Raw genomic sequence first — 18,161 nt, forward strand, 5'->3', positions numbered from 1 at the left:
ATGAATACGCCTCGTTTTTTTGCGGCATTTGGCAAGGGGGACTTCATCAAATACCAAGGCAAACGTTTGGGGTTTTGGGACGTAATCGGATCTGGGATTACCCCCTACGGCTATATATATTCCTTAGCTTATCAGCACGCCGTATTTCCCGATCCTACTATTCCTTTATTCGGCGATTGTGGTGCGTGGACTTATCGAAAGCAAGATACTCCAACCCTTTTCCAAGACATTGTTGATGCACAATGGGCGATTCGCTCTTACCAAAAACGTTTACACCCCAACCAGGAAACCTATGTCACTGCACCCGACCATATTTTATTCGCCAATCTCAGCCGCTGCCAACGCGAAGCCAGAAGGGAATTTAATTGGATTAACGCTCGTAACTTCTTAGAACTTGCCAAAACCCAGTTGCCTCATACAACCCCTGTTGCTGTTGCTCATGGATTATCGGTTTGTGAACGAATTCGTGCGGCTTTAGACTTAATTAAGTTAGGCTACAAGCTAATCGGATTGGGGGGACTCGCTACTATTGGCAACGTCTCCCACGCCCTAACTATTATTCAAACCGTTGCTAACCAACTCCACGGTGTTGTACATCCACAGCAAATTCTTGAACCCTACGAGTGCAATCCCTACAAACTAACCCCTTTTCAACGACACGCTTGGTGCAACAAGCTGATCAATCAACTGAGAGCGATCGCACCCTTGGGCGCTGAGTTTGTCATTTTAGGGGGACGCCAATATTACGCAGGAATTATTGAACCGTTAGAAGCTGCCCAACTCTACACCGTTACTACCCCACTCGCTGGTCTCGCCATTGGCAGGAAAATGCACTGGCTTAAGGTTAACACACCTTCATTTCGGCAGCTTTCCTTAGGAATTTAGATTGACCAATCTAAACCCTCGATATCTGATAAGTAAGGAGAACGGATAATGGTTAATCCAGCTATCAATTCAAACGGGAACACGGTTAAACCGATTGCCCCCCAACGGAATCTTTGTGAAAGGAAAATTGGCATAGAAATAGACGTTTTTCCCCACGCGGATTGGTCAAACTTTAAAAATCCCAAATTTAATTACTTGCAAAACGTTATTAAACGTAACGAATCTAGCGGAAACCGTCAAGACTGCCCACGATATCGCATTGTCGCCGCTCAGATAGTTCCCCCCTTCGATTTTGATGAACCCCCAACCTGGCTCTACGGACTCAAGCCGATTAATTATAAAGGCAAACTCTCTGTTAGAGAGATTGATTGGTACGGTGAAGATGAAATCTGCGCCTCATCTGAAGAGAGTTTACTTGGCGATATTGAGTTTTAGGATTTTCAGTTATGTCAAAACCAGCCCATCCCAGAAAATCTCTCTCCTCTAATAACTCTCCTGCGGATAAGAATAGCAATCCAGACTCTCATTCCCTGGAGGAAAACACCACGGCGGACGAAAGTTACAACTTTCAGAAAGCCCGAATTATTATTCATTTAGAGATTCTCTCCAGCGCTGAAGATAACCAAAACCGAACCGTATCAATTGGAGTGGGAATCAAGAACGATCCGCCACTTTTAGCGACAACGACACTTTCTTCCCTCAACCTACCTCCAGTTATTCAACAGATGCTGGAGGAGTTAGAGTCCCAAATGCCAGAAAGGGCAGCTGCAGCAACTGAAAGAAAGATGTGGCGGCAAAAACAGGAAGACGCACAACGACAAATAACGGTTAAACCGACTCCAAAACCCTGCAAGTTACCCCCAGCTCAACCTATTCATTTTCCGGATTCCCAATCCCTTGAAGCCCAACACCAATTAACGCTTTTCTAACCTCATTTTAATCATGCCCAAAATTCTCATAGAAGGTCAGGAAATTCTCCTGACTCCCGAACAAGCAGCCACAGACCAAACCATCACCGATACCCTACTTCCCTTCTATCCCGATATTGCCAATGCTGACTTTAAACGCACAGAAAACGAGGGCGAAACCCTAATTGAAATTGTCAAACGACCTGGGACAAAAGGCAATACCCAGACTCCCTGGCAAATTTGGCAGAATGCTCCTGAATATATTAATCCAGTGATTCTATTGGCGGTACAACTTAAAGCACTAGAGATTCAAGGCGGATTAACCCTTGAAACGCTGATTCCGCTTCAGTCAACACTCCAGGATGTCACTCACGTCGGCGAGAAAGCCTCTACGGAAACGAGGCGGGCTACCTCTGCTCTCAAATCGGCTTCACCCATTCCTGCTCAAACTCCACTGCTTGGCTTTTGATTGGCATCAATGACTCCGATTTTTACCTACGCTGAAGCCTTAGACTTCCTGAGTTCATTCTCTATACCCCTCTCGTTTGCAGAGGGGATAGATTATTTACAAAGGCTTTCGCAACAAGTTATTCTATTGTCGCTGTATCGGGAGTATTTTCCGGCTGAGTGGACTCAATCAACAGCAAGTATTAAACCAGATTATGAGGGTTGGGAATGCTCTCACAGTCCCAAAGAAATGGAATTCCTTCGCCTAGTTGAAGAACGACTCTTTCCCATCGGACTTGAGTGGGAATGGGGTGAGGCGCTGGAGGAGCGAATGTCGTATATTACGGTTTATCCCCACGATTTGGATTGGTATCAACGGGGAATTGATGAGTTTGATGAATTTCACCAGTTCCTTATTTACCTTTTGGGTCAGGAATTTTCAGTTTCGTTATGGCAAGAGCGGTTGGGGATAACCCTAGATTTTGTCCTTCCCGTCGAACAACTGGATTTTGATCGGTTGGAAATTCTCTGTCAATATGCTCCTAAACCCTTAGGCTATTTGTACGACGCCCTGAGTATTGTAGACCATTCGACCAATTGTATTTGGATTGATTCGTGTTGGGAATGTATGGAATATTTTGCCTGGTCAAGGCAAAATTTAGATGGTTTGACCGAACAGTGGAAACTGGCGTTGCAGTTATGGGATAAGGAAAGCCAACTTAGACGCTGGATTGCGGCAGATAAGACCCGATATTTGCCGCTCATTGACCTCTGGAATCAAGCTAAAATATCATGACACTACTCCCGCCCCTTCCCTCGATTGACCCTTCGATTATTGCCAATTCTCTGATTCACAAGGAAATCAACCATCAATCTCTCTGTCAATTGCTGATTTTAGATGGGCAATATATCGTTCGCTACCAAGAGGGAGAAGCAACCATCACCAAACTCATTTCCCCGGAAGCTGTTCGATTTGCTTTCACTCATCTATCGGTGGATTCAGGATTTCTCCCCCCTGGTGTTGTCCGCTGGGGGAGTGGTTCTGAGGGGGATTGGCTGGTTAAGTTTATCCCTCCTAACCGTTACCTAATCTGCTGCATTCTGGCTGACAAACCTCTCAGACTGGATATTCCGTTACCCGGTTTAATTTTCATGGGGAAGGGAAGTCGTTATTATCTTTGGGCGGTGAAGTCTCGCCACTTCGACAGTCTCGCCGAAGTTTTCCATGTTCCTTTACCGAATGTTTCCCCTTCAGGGGCGATTTGCTTTGGTTCTAACTCTGTTCCCAATGCTGCTTCAGCTACCCTTGACCACGTTTGGCAGCTTTTTCTTTCTAGTCCCTTTAATGGCGATAGTGTCAGTGGGAAATCAAAAGCTTACCCCGATGACGTGCGATCGCACCTTATTACTCTACAGGATGCTGGGAAGAAACGCTACCCACTGCGCGACTTGATCCCATATCGTTCTTATCGGTCTGCTCTAGAATGCGGAACTCCTCAGACTGGCACGGTCGAGGAAGTCATCAACCGAATCCTTTTATGAATAATACCATACCATCTTTGGTGCAATATCTGACTGCCCAATCGGACACATTACCGCCTATCCAGGCTCAGATGGTTGAGTACGTGATAGCTGGTAATGGCGTCTTTAAACGAGGTAAGCGAGTTGGTTTAGAGGTAATGATTCCCATGGCTCAATGTCCAATTGGGGGACTTGCGCCGATTCAACCCTACTTGCATCTAGATTATCCCAAAGTACCTGAACAATTGTTCACAGAAATGCTTGTGCGCTCTCAAGAAGCCTATCCGAATGAAATTCTGTTTTATCTGCACGGGTTGAATGGGCAATGGCAACTGGATATCCCGGCTCAAACGGCTACTCCGACCTCGGTTCAACCTGTCCTCGGAGCATCTTACCACAATACCTTGATTGAGGTTCACTCTCACCCGACTCTAAGTGCTGATTTCTCCTCTACAGACGACGCTGATGAGACGGGATTCCGGATTTTTGGAGTCTTGGGGACTCTCTTTTCCCAGCCGACGTTTCGGCTGCGAGTTGGGTTATATGGTGATTTTTGGCATATTCCAGCTCATTGGATATTTCAAATGCCTCAGCTAATTTTGGATAGAACGACTCAGAAACAATAATGATAGATTCAGAATACAGCCAAGCCCTACCTGTCATGGTAGGAGATTATCGGTATGTACAATTTATCCTCGTCGGATGTGGCGGAACGGGCGGGTTTCTCTCTCCCAGTCTCGCTCGTTTAATTCTCGCCCTTAACCAAGGGGGAAAGAGGGCTTTTGCTACTTTTGTTGACGCGGATAATGTTGAGTCTAAAAATATACCCCGGCAAAACTTTGTCCAAGCTGAGATGGGATTCAATAAAGCTCAAGTGTTGGCTCGGCGGTACAGTCTGGCTTATGGACTGGAAATTCGGGCAATTGCTTCTTCGTTTGAAGCGGAAATGGTTAAGCCAGAATGGGGGAAACTGACTGTTGTTATTGGAGCTGTGGACAATGCGGCGGCACGAACGGAAATTGCCAAAACTTTGGAGATTAATCATAACTATCAAGTTCCTAATATTTGGTGGCTGGATTGCGGTAATCAGGGTAATGGGATACCAGCGGGTCAAGTGCTATTGGGTTCTACCCATTCTCTGACGCTTCAAAATACTTTTAATCACCCCGATACACCAAATTTTTGCGTCAACCTACCGTCTCCTAGTGTAGTAGCGCCGACATTATTAACGCCTGAAAAAGAAGCTCTGCAATCAAGTCGTTTATCTTGTGCGGAGATGGCTAGGTTAAATCAACAAGCTCTGTTCATTAATCAACGAGTTGCCGCTGAAGCGATAGAAATGTTGGCACAACTAACTCTTACCAGAGGACTGAAGCGTTTTGCTACCTATTTTCATGGGGGAGTTGGTAGCAGCCGTTCTGTGTACAGTTCACCTAATACGCTGGTCAATTTTTTTCAGGAAAGTTAACACCAACGGCGATATGTTTTATTCATTTGCATCATGAGAGCAATTTCAGCATCTGCTTGGTCAGTTATTCCCACCCAACCCCGATTGGAACTTCTGCACAACTGTCTGTCTCAACAGGAATGTATAACCGTAAAAACTCAAATTGTTACGGCTATTCTTTATCCCTTGTTTCCATCTCCACCCCCTCAAGTCGGGGACTTTCAAGTTGGGGCAATTGTTCAACGCGATCACAGGCTTTTACAAAACTCAATACAGCGCCGTTTACTTTTGTCCGACTACTTACCAACGGATTTTGACCACACCCCTTACCTGCCGTTAGATTGATGGATGCGTCTATTGCTAGTAGTGTGTAAAGAAAAATTACTGCTCAGTGACACCGGGATTCTACTAATGCTAGATTGATGCAAGACTTTACAGTCTTTGATTAATCGCGATTTCTCCCTGTATCAGGACAGATAAAAACTGTGAAAACTGATAGGGGAGTGGATTGCTCATTATTTAATTTAATTTTTCCGGATAACTATAGACAATCAATCAAAACTTGTTATTAGCTAACTTTCTGAAAGGAAATAATTTTTGGTAGATGCTTTTGTTGAAGCATTGGAGGTAACTCTCTTACGAGAGTTCCTCTGTATTTATAGCGGCGAAGCGATCGCTAGTCAACTATCATCTCACGCAGAAATTATTTAGGCTCTTCGAGCGAACTAGAAGGAGTTATAGACAGTGCCAAAAACTAAAATGCGCGATATTGTAGTCATTCTGCCAGGAATTACAGGGAGCGTTCTCCAAAAGGATGGTAAGGATATCTGGGCAGTATCGGGACAGGCAGCATGGCAAGTGTTGAGGAGTTTTGGAGACTCCCTTTATCAGCTCAAGCTCGACAGGGATGATCCAGAAGCCGATGATGCACCCGATGGCATTAAGGCAGTTCGCTTGGTCGATGATGCTCATCTAGTTCCAGGACTTGTCAAGATTGATGGCTACACTGCAACTGCCCGAGTAATCACTGACAACTTCGAGGTTGTTCCTGGTAATATTCGTGAAAATAAGCCAGCAAATTTCTTCAAGTTTCCCTATGACTGGCGACGTGATAACCGTGCCAATGCCAAGGTACTCAAGAAATACCTCGACCAACGATTGAAGCAATGGCGAGAATTCACTGGCATTAAGGATGCAAAAGTAATTTTATTGGCACATAGTATGGGGGGGCTTGTTTCTCGTTATTACTTAGAGGTACTGGAGGGATGGCGAGATTGTAAAGCTTTATTCACCTTCGGCACCCCTTATCGTGGTTCAGTCAATGGGGTGAACTTTCTAGCGAACGGATACAAAAAGCAATTTCTTGATTTGGCGGAAGTGTTACGGTCACTTCCTTCTGTCTATCAACTGATGCCTATTTATAAGATGCTCAAGATTGGTGACAAATATCATCGGATTGCTGAAGCTCCTTTTGACTTACCCAACATAGTCAGAGAGAAAGCTAAGGATGCGCTGAAGTTTCATCGTGAAATTGAAGATGCTATAAATAGTCATTTGCAAGATGCAGAGTACCGAAAATCATACAAGACGATTCCTATGGTTGGCATTCAGCAAACAACATTGCAATCTGCCAGTTTTATCGATGGTCAGATTAAAGTTAGCTCAGACCTCCCAGAATGGATAGATCCCTTACTAAGCGACGGCGATGGAACCGTTCCATATTTGTCAGCAGTCCCACTTGAACTCTCGAACGATCTCAGGGAAACCTATTTTGCTGAGCGGCATGGGTCTATCCAGAATCACACCAGAGTTTTGCAGGAACTGCGTGATCGAATTAAGGGAATGCAAATTCAGTGGCAAAATATTCGTGGGCCAGAAACTACTCCAGAAGCAACAGGGCAATCTGCTATAAGTCTTAGTTTGGATGATCTCTATTTAGCAGATGAGCCTGTCGAAATACACGCTAAATTAATTAACTTTCAAAACTCTGGAGGAGTAAAAGCCCAAATCACACCTGTTTCTGGTTCAGGAGCAGCAACTACCTACACTTTCCATGAACAAGAGAAGGATTGGGTTCTGACTATTGGCGATTTGGAGCCAGGACTTTATCGTGTGAGTGTGCAGACTGAGAATGCTGGAGCTGGGATACCTAGTGCTGTTCATGATTTGTTTGAAGTAGTTGAGTAGCTTAAATCAGATGGAGAAGAATGTATATGGAATGGAAATGGTCAAAAGCAAATGAAAAAGATCTAGCAAGATTTGTTACTGAAGATTCAGTAAAGTTGCTAGACAAACTGCCTGTTGACGATCGCTTGAAGCTTTTACAAGAGTGGGATGGTCGTCGAGCTTTAGTTAAAGCAATCTATGAGACCCTAGTTAGTAGAGGTATTACATATGCTCTAGAGAAGTATCACCCGGAAGATGAGATTCAGCAAATACGGACACCGTCGGAGATTCTCTCTAATCCAGGTGAAGGAACTTGTCTCGATTTAGCAATTCTTTTTTGTGGGTTATGCTTTGGCTATGACTTGCTGCCATTGTTAGTTGTGATTGAAGGACATGCTTTGGCAGCAGTCTCGCTCAACGAGCAACGCAAGGGTTGGAACAGTTTTGCAAGAGAGAGAGGACTTTTCAATAAACCTGAACTTTTTCAAGGTGAAGAGTCTTTAGTAGAGCTGAAAAAGCTAATCGAGGACGATGCTTATATTGCAGTTGAGTGTACAGGTTTTGCACACACTCAGAGTTTTGGTAATTCGCAAGAACCGGAAGCAATTGGACGTAATTCTAGTGGGTTCTTATCCTTTGATAAGGCACTTAGTGCAGGAAAGAAACAACTCAGTAATCCCAACAGAGCATTCAAATTTGCAATTGATATCGCCACTGCTAAATATTTCTGGAAAATGGAGTCTTTGCAAATTCCGAATCTTAACGCTGCTGAAGTAAATCCCAAAGCTCTATTCAATGTAGATGTTGAAGAACAGCAAGGTGGTGAGATTACAGGAGTAAAAGCAGACAGAATTAAAAGCCGAAGAGATATTGAGTCAAATGTAAAACTTGGAAAGGGAAATCAGACAGTTATCAGAGGTGGAGATTTTGGTGAACTTTAGTTGAATAAAATCGTTATTTTTATCATTTATTTGTGTCAAGCAGCAGAATTGTAAACCTTGAAACCAGGGCGGATTTTGCGATCACATTCTACTAACTCAATCAGCTTTAACTTTTTGCCTTAGGAATGGACTATGCCAGTAGCTAGTAGCAGAGTAAGACTCGATTTCACAGACTACGTAAATGACCGCATCCAAAACTTCACAGGTCGGCAGTGGGTATTTGAGAAGATCCATGACTGGCTCTCTGACCCCAATAGCTCACGTTACTTTCTGCTGACTGGGGAACCGGGGAGTGGTAAGACTGCAATTGCTGGTCAAGTATACCAACGCAGAGTGAATCAACAAGCAATCTCTAAAAATTCGATTGCCAATTTTCCGAATGCTGCTCATTTCTGCTCTGCTTCCCGAAGTACCTGGGTTGACCCGAAGAATTTTTCCGAGTCAATTGCTTTACAACTATCTCAAATCTCTGAGTACGCTGAGGTATTGCTGAATATTGGGGAAAAAGAGGTCAATATTCGGGTTGAGCAAAACCTGGGCACAGTCAAGGACAGCACCGTTCAAGGGGTAGTCGTCAACAACCTCGATGTATCAGGTCTCAGGAGTGGTCAGGAAGCATTCAATCGAGTGTTGCTAGACCCACTGAACACTATCTACGGCAATGGTTTTGACAAGCCCATTACCATTCTGGTGGACAGTTTGGATGAGGCATTAACGTTTGAAGGAGAGAAAACCATTGTTGATTTGCTCTCAGCAGTACAAGACTTACCCCAACAGGTGCGTTTCTTGCTGACTTCTCGTCCCAAGATAGAAGCTTTAGAACCTCTGCAAGATCGTGCAGTGGTGTATTCCCTGACGATGGGTGAAGGATTAGAGCATAGCCAGGAGGATGTCAATCAGTATGTCTGGCAAGCCTTGAAGCAGCAACCGGGACTTGTAGCACAACTCGCACCCGATTTGCCTCAAGGCAGCTTTGTCACTACAGTTAGTGCGAAGAGTGATGGCAACTTCCTCTACGTTACCTATCTGCTGAAAATGCTCGCCCAAGGGCACTTAGAAATAACTAAGACCACGTTGGAGCAGTTGCCAAACGGTTTAGATGGTATCTATCGGGAATTTCTGTATCGTCTGGTTGGCAAAGACAAGAAAACTTGGCGGAGGCAATATGCTCCTATCTTGGGAACATTAGCGATCGCTCAAGAGGCGTTGACAAGAGAACAATTGGCTAGATTTACAGAGATGAGCAAGTCTGAAGTTGCAGGAGTGCTGGAAGAACTCCAACAGTTTTTAGACGTAGATGAATCCTTGCCTGCAAGCCAACGTACCTACGCCATCTATCACAGTTCTTTGGCAAACTTTTTGCAGGATGAAGATCGAGCGGAGAGCTACTGGTGTGATGCACAAGAACAGCATCAAAGGATAGTAGATTACTACCGAGCAGGAGTAAAATCATGGTTAGACATAGATTGGACAAGCATTCAAGATGACTATGCTTTTTGTTACCTCCCATATCACCTGAGACAAGCCGGACAGCATCAAGATCTATGTAATTTATTAACTAGTTCTGCAAATTGGATGCACGCTAAGTTCATTCATTATGGCAGTGATGAAGGATATGCCACTGATTTAGAACTCGCCTTGAATGCTTTCAATAACCCAAGACTACCTGAACAAGTAAAACAACTAGTCCAGTTTCACACAGCACGGCAGGTTATTTATCACCGAGCAAGTCGCTATAACGATACAGATCTAAAGACTCTTGTCTGGTTAGGTGGTGAAGCGAAAGCTATACAACATGCTCGCCTACGTCCCAATCCTGCACAAAGGTTTGAGAGTTTTTGGGTAATCTACAACACACAACAAGCTAAAGGTCAGCCTCCCAATTCTACGCTACTGAGGGAGATGTGGGAACAAGCTCAATCGATTGTATTTCAACAGAGTCGGGTAGAAGCATTGGTTAAAATAGGTACTGCTTTAGCTCGAATAGGACATCGGACGGAATTCACTGCAATAATGACTGAAACTACACAGGCTCTAAAACTAGAGGCTAACCAGCTCGAAGCTGCCATCAAATCTATCTACATTGCGAAGGGGCGTGGATATGAACAGTTGAAAGCATTATTGGAATTCGCTACTATTTTGGTTAAGCTCAGACTGTTTAATGAAGCTGAGAAAGTTATTCAGACTATCACAGCTCATCATGAGCGAGCAAATGCATTCAGTTGGTTAGCCATCGCTCTAGCTCAAGCAGGACAGTTCGCTAAAGCTGAGCAGATGGCACAATCTATTGAACGGGATCGGGAACGAACACAAGTATTAAAGCATTTAACTATTTCCCTAGCTCAAGCAGGGCAGTTCGCTAAAGCTGAGCAGATTGCCAGAACGATTCAAGAAGACCAAACTAAAGCAGAAGCATTCAGCCAATTAGTCATCACCCTAGCTCAAGCAGGGCAGTTCGCTAAAGCTGAGCAGATTGCCAAAACGATCCAGGAAGACCAAACTAAAGCAAAAGCATTCAGTCAGTTAGCCATTGCTCTAGCTCAAGCAGGAAAGTTCGCTAAAGCTAAGAAACTTATCCAAAAGATTCATTCCACTGAAACTAAAGTTGAAGCCTTAAGTCAACTAGCAATTGCCTTAATCAAAAAAGAACAAATATCAGCAGCAGTAAAAGCCTTTACCGAAGCAAGAGAAATTGCTCAAACCATTGAAGACTACAGGACGAAAATTGAGGCATTGATTAAATTAGCAACTGCTATAGCTCATGTGGAGCAGAAGCCTGAAGCAGTAGAAGTCTTTGCTGAAGCAAGAGACACTGCTCAAATTATTGAAGACTTTAAAGAACGAGATAAAGTACTATGTCAACTGGCTATCGCCTTGGTTGAAGTACAATATTTCACCGAAGCTGAGCAAGTAGCTCAAACTGTTGAAGATTATCGACACAGAGCAGAGACATTAAGGCAATTAGCAGTTGCTCTAGTTCAAGCAGGAAAGCAAACTAATGCTTTGACAACCTTTACTGAAGCAGGAGAAATAGATCAAGCTATTGAGATTTGTGCAAGTCAAACTAAAGCATTGAGACAGTTAGCGCTTGCCTTAGCTCAGGCTGGACAATTCAGCCAAGCTGAACAAGTAGCTCAGGCAATTCAAGGTAGTGAGAGTCGGGCACTGGCATTCAAGGATTTGGCAGTTACTCTGATTCAACTGGGACATCAGGCTGAAGCCATGACCTTCTTCAAAAAAGCAGAAGAAGTTGCCCATACGATCAGCAAACCTGACTCAATTTTAAGTAAAATTGCGCTTGCTCTGGCTTATGCAGGACAATTCACCGAAGCTGAGCAAGTAGCTTTAGCCATCAAGAACCCTACAAATCGTGCACTAGCATTAAATGATTTAGCAATTGCTCTGAACCAGGCAGGACAACAACTCGAAGCTGTAGTACTTTTCTTAAAAGCTGGAGAGATTGCTCGAAATAGTAAATCTAATGCTGCCCTGAGAGAATTAGCCAGCAGTCTCGCTGAGGTAGGGCAATTCATTGAAGCTGAACAAGCAGCTCTAGCTATTAGTTTTCTTGAAAGTCGCTCTGAAGCATTGAGGGAATTAGTCATTGCCCTAGTTCAATCAGAACAATTCACTGAAGCCGAACGAATGGCTCGATCTATTGAATCTATTAATAGTCGAAGATGGGCACTGAAGGAGCTGATAAATGGGTTAGTTCACGCGGGGCAGTTTACTCAAGCTAAACAACTAGCTCACTCTATTGAACTTGGTAGAAGTCGAGCGTTAGCCCTGAAATGGCTTGCTAGTGCTTTAGCTAAAGCAGGACAATTTATAGATGCTGAGCAAATCGCTCAATCTATTGATGATAGTAAGATTCAATCTGAGACAGTTACAGATTTAATTCAGCTTAGACAGGCAGTTAAAGTTGAAGGAGACTTAACTGAAAGTAGCAACGTTGCTCAGAACATTAAGTTGGAAGTAAAACAATCAAATGTGCTGAAGCATTCACCTGTTACGGCAACTCAAGTCATCAATTTTGAAGAAGCTCTTGTAGCTGTTGGCTTGCTAGAGTTGAACGAATTTTTGTCTGTCTTATCAGAATGGGCACCGACTTTTGAAAAACTTGAATTAAAGCTGTCAGTAACAGTTTTATCGGAGGCAGTGCGGATTGCAGGATGGGTGCATCCAGATTGGCGAAAGATATCAGGGCTTTTGAATACCCAAGCTGGTTGAAGAGCTTTACTGGTCATATAGTAATCCTAGATGATTTTGGAGAAAGAATCGGCGTCAATCCCTGGCGCTGTCTAGAGTGCTTCTCTATTCTCATTTAGGATTGCTATAGACCGCGACTGCTCAAACAAGGGCGAAACGTTCTGCTCAAGACAATGAACTCGCCCTACAACTTCCACAACCTTCCCCAAACCAAAGGCATAAAAACCCAACTCCAAAAGAACATCCGCGCTGTCAAACTCCTCCAACAACTCCAACGAGAAAACCGAAAACCCACCGAAGACGAACGCCACCAACTCGCCACCTTCGTCGGATGGGGAACCGTCGCTAGTGCTATCAACCGGGATACCCTGGAACTGCTACCCGATAATGACCTCAATACCGACAACGCCTTCCAAACGCCTCAAAACATTATAGAAGCCATCTGGAGTGTTCTTGAAAACCTGGGCTTCAAATCAGGACGCATCCTGGAACCCGCCAGTAACATTGGTTCATTCCCAGGACTTCAACCCTCAGACTATCGCCACCAATCTGAGTGGGTCCTCATTGAAATCGACCCTATTGCCAGCGCGATCGCTCGTCACCTCCACCCCGATGCTATAGTATATGGCAGTAGCACCAGCACCAAAATCGGCTTTCAACACGTCGAACTCCCTGCCAACAGCTTCGACCTGATTATCTCCAACTTTCCCTTCGGAACTACCGCCCCCTTTGACCCCAAATACAACCCAGTTGTCAGCAACCTGCACAACTACTTCTGGGCAAAAAGCTGGGACGCATTGCGAAACGGTGGCATTATTGCCGCGATAACCTCCACCGGAACCCTGGACTCAACCCCAGAATTCTGCCACTATTTAGCATCCCTTGGAGCAAAATTAATCGGAGCCGTGCGCTTACCCAACAATGCCTTCAAAAGCGCCAACACCTCAGTCACCGCTGACCTGATTATCCTGCAAAAGAGTGACCCCCCTCAAGAAAGTACCCAATGGGGAGAAACCGTTGATAGTCCCCTTACCAACTCTACAGGGAAGCCAATCCCCATCAACCGCTACTTCCAAGACCATCCCGAAAGGGTACTGGGAACCCTGACCCATTGTAAACTCTATGGTAGCGATCGCGTCGCCGTCGCCCCCGACTCTCGCCCCCTCAAATCAGCCATCATTGATGCCTTCCGTTCCTGTCCAAGCACCTATCAACCCGCACCAGCATCCACCCAAACCCTACAATCACTACTCCCACCCCTGGAGTGCATAGGAGAAGACCCCTATCGCTACCTCTTTGTTGAAGGAAACGTCCACCAATACATCCCCAACCAAGGCTTAGTCAGAGTAACCCAACACGAACATCATATTGCCGACGCACTCCGACTTAAACATACCCTAGACCGCCTCATTCAAGCTGAAATCAACAATAGCCCAGACATGGAAACCCTGAGGCAACAGCTCAACCTGCACCATGATGAATTTATCATTAAATACGGACGCCTGCTCAATCGAAAAGACCATCCCAACACCCTCGAAGTCATCGCCGACGACTCGGAACTCGTGGCAATGTGTTATGCCCTTGAAGCAGAAATCCCGGTCACGGTAAACTCTAACACCGGGAAAATTGAAGCCGTCCGCTACAAAAACGCCGACATCTTCCACGAACGGGTTTCTGGCTGCTTACGCAAACAACAGCGTCAACTCTCTTCTCCACTAGATGCCGTCTGGGAATGTCTGGAACGCAAAGGTTATCTAGACATCCAATACATTAGCATCTTGGTCAACCAAACCCCAGCAGAAACAATTACCGCCCTGAAAAACGTTTCCACCCCCCAAGGGAAACAATCCCTCATCTTCTACAACCCATCCACGAACCAATGGGTACTACGGGATGCTTACCTATCCGGAAACACCCGCACCAAGCTACAAACCCTTCGTACCCTGAAACATACCGACCCAGACACCTACCAACAATTCCAACTCCACGATAACGAAGCGGAACTCACCCGCCAAGACGCCAACGGACAGTACCTTCACCTTTCTCCCTACCTCCTCCCCCCAGCTTCAACGGAAATCCGAGCCGAAATCGCCCACCGTCTCAAGGTTCAATCCGATATCGACAGCCACTTGGATGCTAATGTATCGATTGACACGGGATTAGGAGCGTCCTGGATTGAACCCCAAGCCATCCAAGAATTCATTGCTCACCTTTTAAACATTCACCCCACTGAGATACAATGCCATCACATTCCCCCATTAGCGCTGTGGTCACTGCGCGGGTCTTCCACCTGCCTGGAAGCCGCCACCGCCTCAGAATGGGCTTCAATGGGGTGTCACGGTGAGGGACGTCGCAGTGTTCTGTGGCTAATCGAACAATCCCTCAACAAACGACTGATTAACGTTCAAGTCAAAGACTCAACTAAACAGATTGACCCAGAAAAATCACGCCAAGCCACTGACGCCGCGATTGCCGCTGCCCAACGCCTGGAAACCTATTTTACCACCTGGCTCTGGAGCGACTTAGAACGAGCTTATCATCTCACGGTTAAATATAACCAACTCTACCCACTCCCTAAAAAGCGCCATTGGGATGGCTCCTACTTAAGTCTGCCCGATAGCAACAGCTCTATCACACTCAAACCCCATCAAAACGCCGCTATTGCACGAGCCATTCAATCCAAACGCCTCTTTTGTCTCCACGAATGCGGCACTGGTAAGACGTTTACGATGTGCGCCGCCGCTTATGAAGCCCAGCGATTAGGATTAGCGTCCAAACCCATTCTCGTCGTTCAAAATTCCACCCTCTCTCAAGTGGTTTCGGCGTTCAAAACTCTCTATCCTAACGCCAAATTACTCATCGCTGATGAGTTCAACTGGCAGGAAAAGAACAAGCTAATTGCAAAAATCCAAACGGGACGCTATCACGCTATCATCCTCACCCACTCCCAATTCTTTGCCATTCCCATCAGTGCCACTACAAAAATTAACTACATCCGGGAACAGCTAGATATCTTACAGCGCTACATCGCTGATGTCAAAAATGAAGACCCTTCACTCTATCTCGAACTCCAGCGACAAACTGACTCTTTAACCGAACAACTGGAGGAACTAGAACTCTTCGACCAGCTTCGCTCCCAGGAATCAAACGTGTTGGCATGGCAGCAGCGTGTTAAAAGTCTAATGGAGAAAGGAATTCTTTCAATTAGCCAAAATGGAACGCTTAATTATATCAAAAAGCGTCAATCTTCAACTCAAAAAACCCTCGATAAAAAGCGCGATTCCCTAGAGCGCTCCGTTGAAAAAGCCACCCATTACTACTCACGTAACATTATTAACATTAACTGGGAAGACTTAGGCTGCGATTGGATCTGGCTTGATGAAATCCATTGCGCCAAAAATATCCAATTTGCCAGCAAAGCTGCCCGCAGTATTGCTGGTATTACCAACACCGACACCCAAAGAAGTCTCAATACACTCCTCAAATACAATACCCTGTTTGAACAGGGTGGATTCATTGGCGGTGGTACAGGAAGCTGGCCCTCCAATAGCATCAGCGAAATGTATAATCTGATGCGCCTATTCGCTCCCGATAGTTTACACGATACCGATTGCTCTCATTTCGATGCTTGGATCAGTCAATATGGTTTAGTGACAACAGCGCTAGAATTCACCAGTACCGGAGGAATTAAACCCAAAACCCGAATTACTGGGTTCAAGAACCTCTGGGAAATGATGAGCGACATCAGCCGCTTTACCAGCTTTGCTACAGCAGAAACAGCGGGAATCATTCGTCCTGAACTGCGCCGCTATACTATTACAATACCGATGAATTCGACTCAAGTGGCACTCACAGAAAGGATTAAACATTGGTTCCAACTCTGGTTGAACAAAACTCCAGTCTCTTATATCAGAGACGGCAAGGTGATCGAACATAATCCCTTGACCCTAACCAGTTTGGGAAGTTTAGGATCAATTGACCTCCGACTGGTTGAACCCGACGCTCCCGCCGCAACTGATACCAAACTCAACCGATTGATTCATAATGTCTGGTGGATTTGGAGAACAACGACTTCGGTGAAGGGAACTCAGATTATATTTTGCGACGCTGGCGTTCCCAAAGGTAAGGGAATTTTTGATTGTTTTAACCTGATTCGTGACCATTTAGTTGCCCTAGGAATTCCTCAAAGAGAAGTGGCAATTATTCATAAATACAAGAGTGCTTCCCAGCGCTTTGATTTGTTCCAACAGGTGAATACTGGAGCCGTTAGAGTCGTTATGGTGACTACAGAAATGGGGGGGACAGGTGCAGATATGCCCGTCCGTTGCATCGCCATGCACCATGCTGATACACCTTGGACTCCTGCCAGTTTAATCCAGCGTCGCAGCCGGGGACATCGACAAGGTAACCTTTGGCCCATCTGCTATGAATTCTTTTACGGCACCTCGGGTACAGGCAACTCCCCAGGCTTTGATGCATTTAAGCTGAACCGCGTTCGGATTAAGGCAGAAATGGCATACCAATTCCTTTCTGGTGAAATGCTTACTCGTCACTGTGAGGATATTGGCGATGATGCGGCTCACTACCTATTGGCATCTGCTCTTCTATCAGGTAATGGTAAGGCGTTGGAACATGCTAAAGTTTGCGATCGCATCCGCCATTTGGAAGCCGACTTATCCAGCTTGCACACTAAGTTAGCCAATGATTTGTTAACTCTGAAGTCCCTTCCCGATGAAGTGGAACGGTTGAACGCTCTTATCCAAGCGGCTACTGTTGACCAAAACATAGCCCAAAACAGCTTGCAGACAACCTACACGATTAAAAACCAAAAGTATTCTGCCCAAGAAGCGGGGGCGGTGCTGATGCAAGCTATCTACGATATCATCTACACTCAACCCTACCAACCCCAGGACATTGGCACAATCGGCTCTTTTTCCCTCTGCGCCCACGCCAAAGGCAATGAAGTGATTGTACAGCTTGGCGGTTCCACTGATCAAGGCTACCGAGCCTACTATGACTTGGTAGAGAAATGGAATACAGGCAAAGGGTTACTTACGGCTACTCAAAAAACCTTAAAGGCGATCGCCCAGGGAGACTACCTTCAACAGATTGTTGCCCAGTTCAAGAAGCTTCAAAACGGGCAACAGGAACTCCCCCAGCGAGTTAGAAACCTCACCGAGTTAGTCGAAGACATCCAACACCAACTCGCACCCCTCAAAACCCAACAAGCAACCCTCAAAACCGAATTGCTTTCCCACCAACACGATGGCACACAAGCTCAACTACCAACTACGCGAACCATCAACCCACCAACCCGCGCCCCCTATCATGGAGCCAACTCTAAGGTGGTTGAGTATATTCGCACTCTAGAAGAACCTAGCACTACTGATACTAACTCTCAGGAAGTAACTTGGATTGATGCCATCAGCGAAGCTGTTCCAATAGTACAACTCAAACTGCAACAACTCCAACCGAAATTGAACTCCACCCCCAGTCCAAACCCCATCAATTTCCAAGCACTTATCCCACTCCAACCCCTTCAACCAACAGAGTGCAACCAACTCCCCTTATTTTGAGCGGCTATAACCCAGCGAAAAAAGGTGAAACCGTTTAAGTCTCGTCAGTGATAACGGGGTA

13 protein-coding genes are annotated in these 18,161 nt (G+C 45.4%); all 13 read left to right on the forward strand.

The window, feature by feature from the left end:
* The 13 genes from RIG66_RS28490 to RIG66_RS28550 all read left to right on the forward strand — a co-directional run bounded on the left by RIG66_RS28490 (nucleotide 1) and on the right by RIG66_RS28550 (nucleotide 18,100).
* Complete coding sequence (locus tag RIG66_RS28490; RefSeq protein WP_446382652.1) at nucleotides 1–885, forward strand: DUF6884 domain-containing protein; 885 nt, start codon at nucleotides 1–3, stop codon at nucleotides 883–885.
* A 48-nt stretch (nucleotides 886–933) separates the two neighbouring features.
* Nucleotides 934–1,320, forward strand: coding sequence for a hypothetical protein (locus RIG66_RS28495; RefSeq protein WP_446382654.1), 387 nt, complete (start codon nucleotides 934–936; stop codon nucleotides 1,318–1,320).
* A gap of 11 nt (nucleotides 1,321–1,331) precedes the next feature.
* Complete coding sequence (locus tag RIG66_RS28500; RefSeq protein WP_446382656.1) at nucleotides 1,332–1,814, forward strand: hypothetical protein; 483 nt, start codon at nucleotides 1,332–1,334, stop codon at nucleotides 1,812–1,814.
* Between the two features lie 13 nt (nucleotides 1,815–1,827).
* Nucleotides 1,828–2,262, forward strand: coding sequence for a hypothetical protein (locus RIG66_RS28505; RefSeq protein ID WP_446382658.1), 435 nt, complete (start codon nucleotides 1,828–1,830; stop codon nucleotides 2,260–2,262).
* Nucleotides 2,263–2,271: 9 nt separating this feature from the next.
* Entirely contained in the window at nucleotides 2,272–3,036 is a 765-nt protein-coding gene (locus tag RIG66_RS28510) for a hypothetical protein (protein WP_446382660.1), read from the forward strand.
* Entirely contained in the window at nucleotides 3,033–3,782 is a 750-nt protein-coding gene (locus tag RIG66_RS28515) for a hypothetical protein (RefSeq protein WP_446382662.1), read from the forward strand. The genes RIG66_RS28510 and RIG66_RS28515 overlap by 4 nt, the downstream gene beginning before the upstream one ends.
* Nucleotides 3,779–4,387, forward strand: coding sequence for a Mov34/MPN/PAD-1 family protein (locus RIG66_RS28520; protein ID WP_446382663.1), 609 nt, complete (start codon nucleotides 3,779–3,781; stop codon nucleotides 4,385–4,387). Before RIG66_RS28515 ends, RIG66_RS28520 begins: the two co-directional genes overlap by 4 nt.
* Nucleotides 4,387–5,229 carry a ThiF family adenylyltransferase gene (locus RIG66_RS28525; RefSeq protein WP_446382665.1) on the forward strand — a complete coding sequence of 281 codons (843 nt, stop codon included), beginning with the start codon at nucleotides 4,387–4,389 and terminating at the stop codon, nucleotides 5,227–5,229. The genes RIG66_RS28520 and RIG66_RS28525 overlap by 1 nt, the downstream gene beginning before the upstream one ends.
* A 33-nt stretch (nucleotides 5,230–5,262) precedes the next feature.
* Nucleotides 5,263–5,553, forward strand: a complete 291-nt coding sequence (locus RIG66_RS28530) for a hypothetical protein (protein ID WP_446382666.1) — start codon at nucleotides 5,263–5,265, stop codon at nucleotides 5,551–5,553.
* A 399-nt stretch (nucleotides 5,554–5,952) separates the two neighbouring features.
* Nucleotides 5,953–7,395, forward strand: coding sequence for a lipase/acyltransferase domain-containing protein (locus RIG66_RS28535; RefSeq protein ID WP_446382667.1), 1,443 nt, complete (start codon nucleotides 5,953–5,955; stop codon nucleotides 7,393–7,395).
* 26 nt (nucleotides 7,396–7,421) lie between these two features.
* Entirely contained in the window at nucleotides 7,422–8,315 is an 894-nt protein-coding gene (locus RIG66_RS28540) for a hypothetical protein (protein WP_446382668.1), read from the forward strand.
* A gap of 132 nt (nucleotides 8,316–8,447) precedes the next feature.
* On the forward strand, nucleotides 8,448–12,545 hold the full coding sequence (locus tag RIG66_RS28545) for a hypothetical protein (RefSeq protein WP_446382669.1): 4,098 nt from the start codon (nucleotides 8,448–8,450) through the stop codon (nucleotides 12,543–12,545).
* Between the two features lie 152 nt (nucleotides 12,546–12,697).
* Nucleotides 12,698–18,100 carry a helicase-related protein gene (locus tag RIG66_RS28550; RefSeq protein WP_446382670.1) on the forward strand — a complete coding sequence of 1,801 codons (5,403 nt, stop codon included), beginning with the start codon at nucleotides 12,698–12,700 and terminating at the stop codon, nucleotides 18,098–18,100.
* Nucleotides 18,101–18,161 lie beyond the last annotated feature (61 nt).

Source organism: Coleofasciculus sp. E2-BRE-01, from assembly GCF_040221695.1.
Taxonomy (GTDB): Bacteria; Cyanobacteriota; Cyanobacteriia; order Cyanobacteriales; family Coleofasciculaceae; genus Coleofasciculus.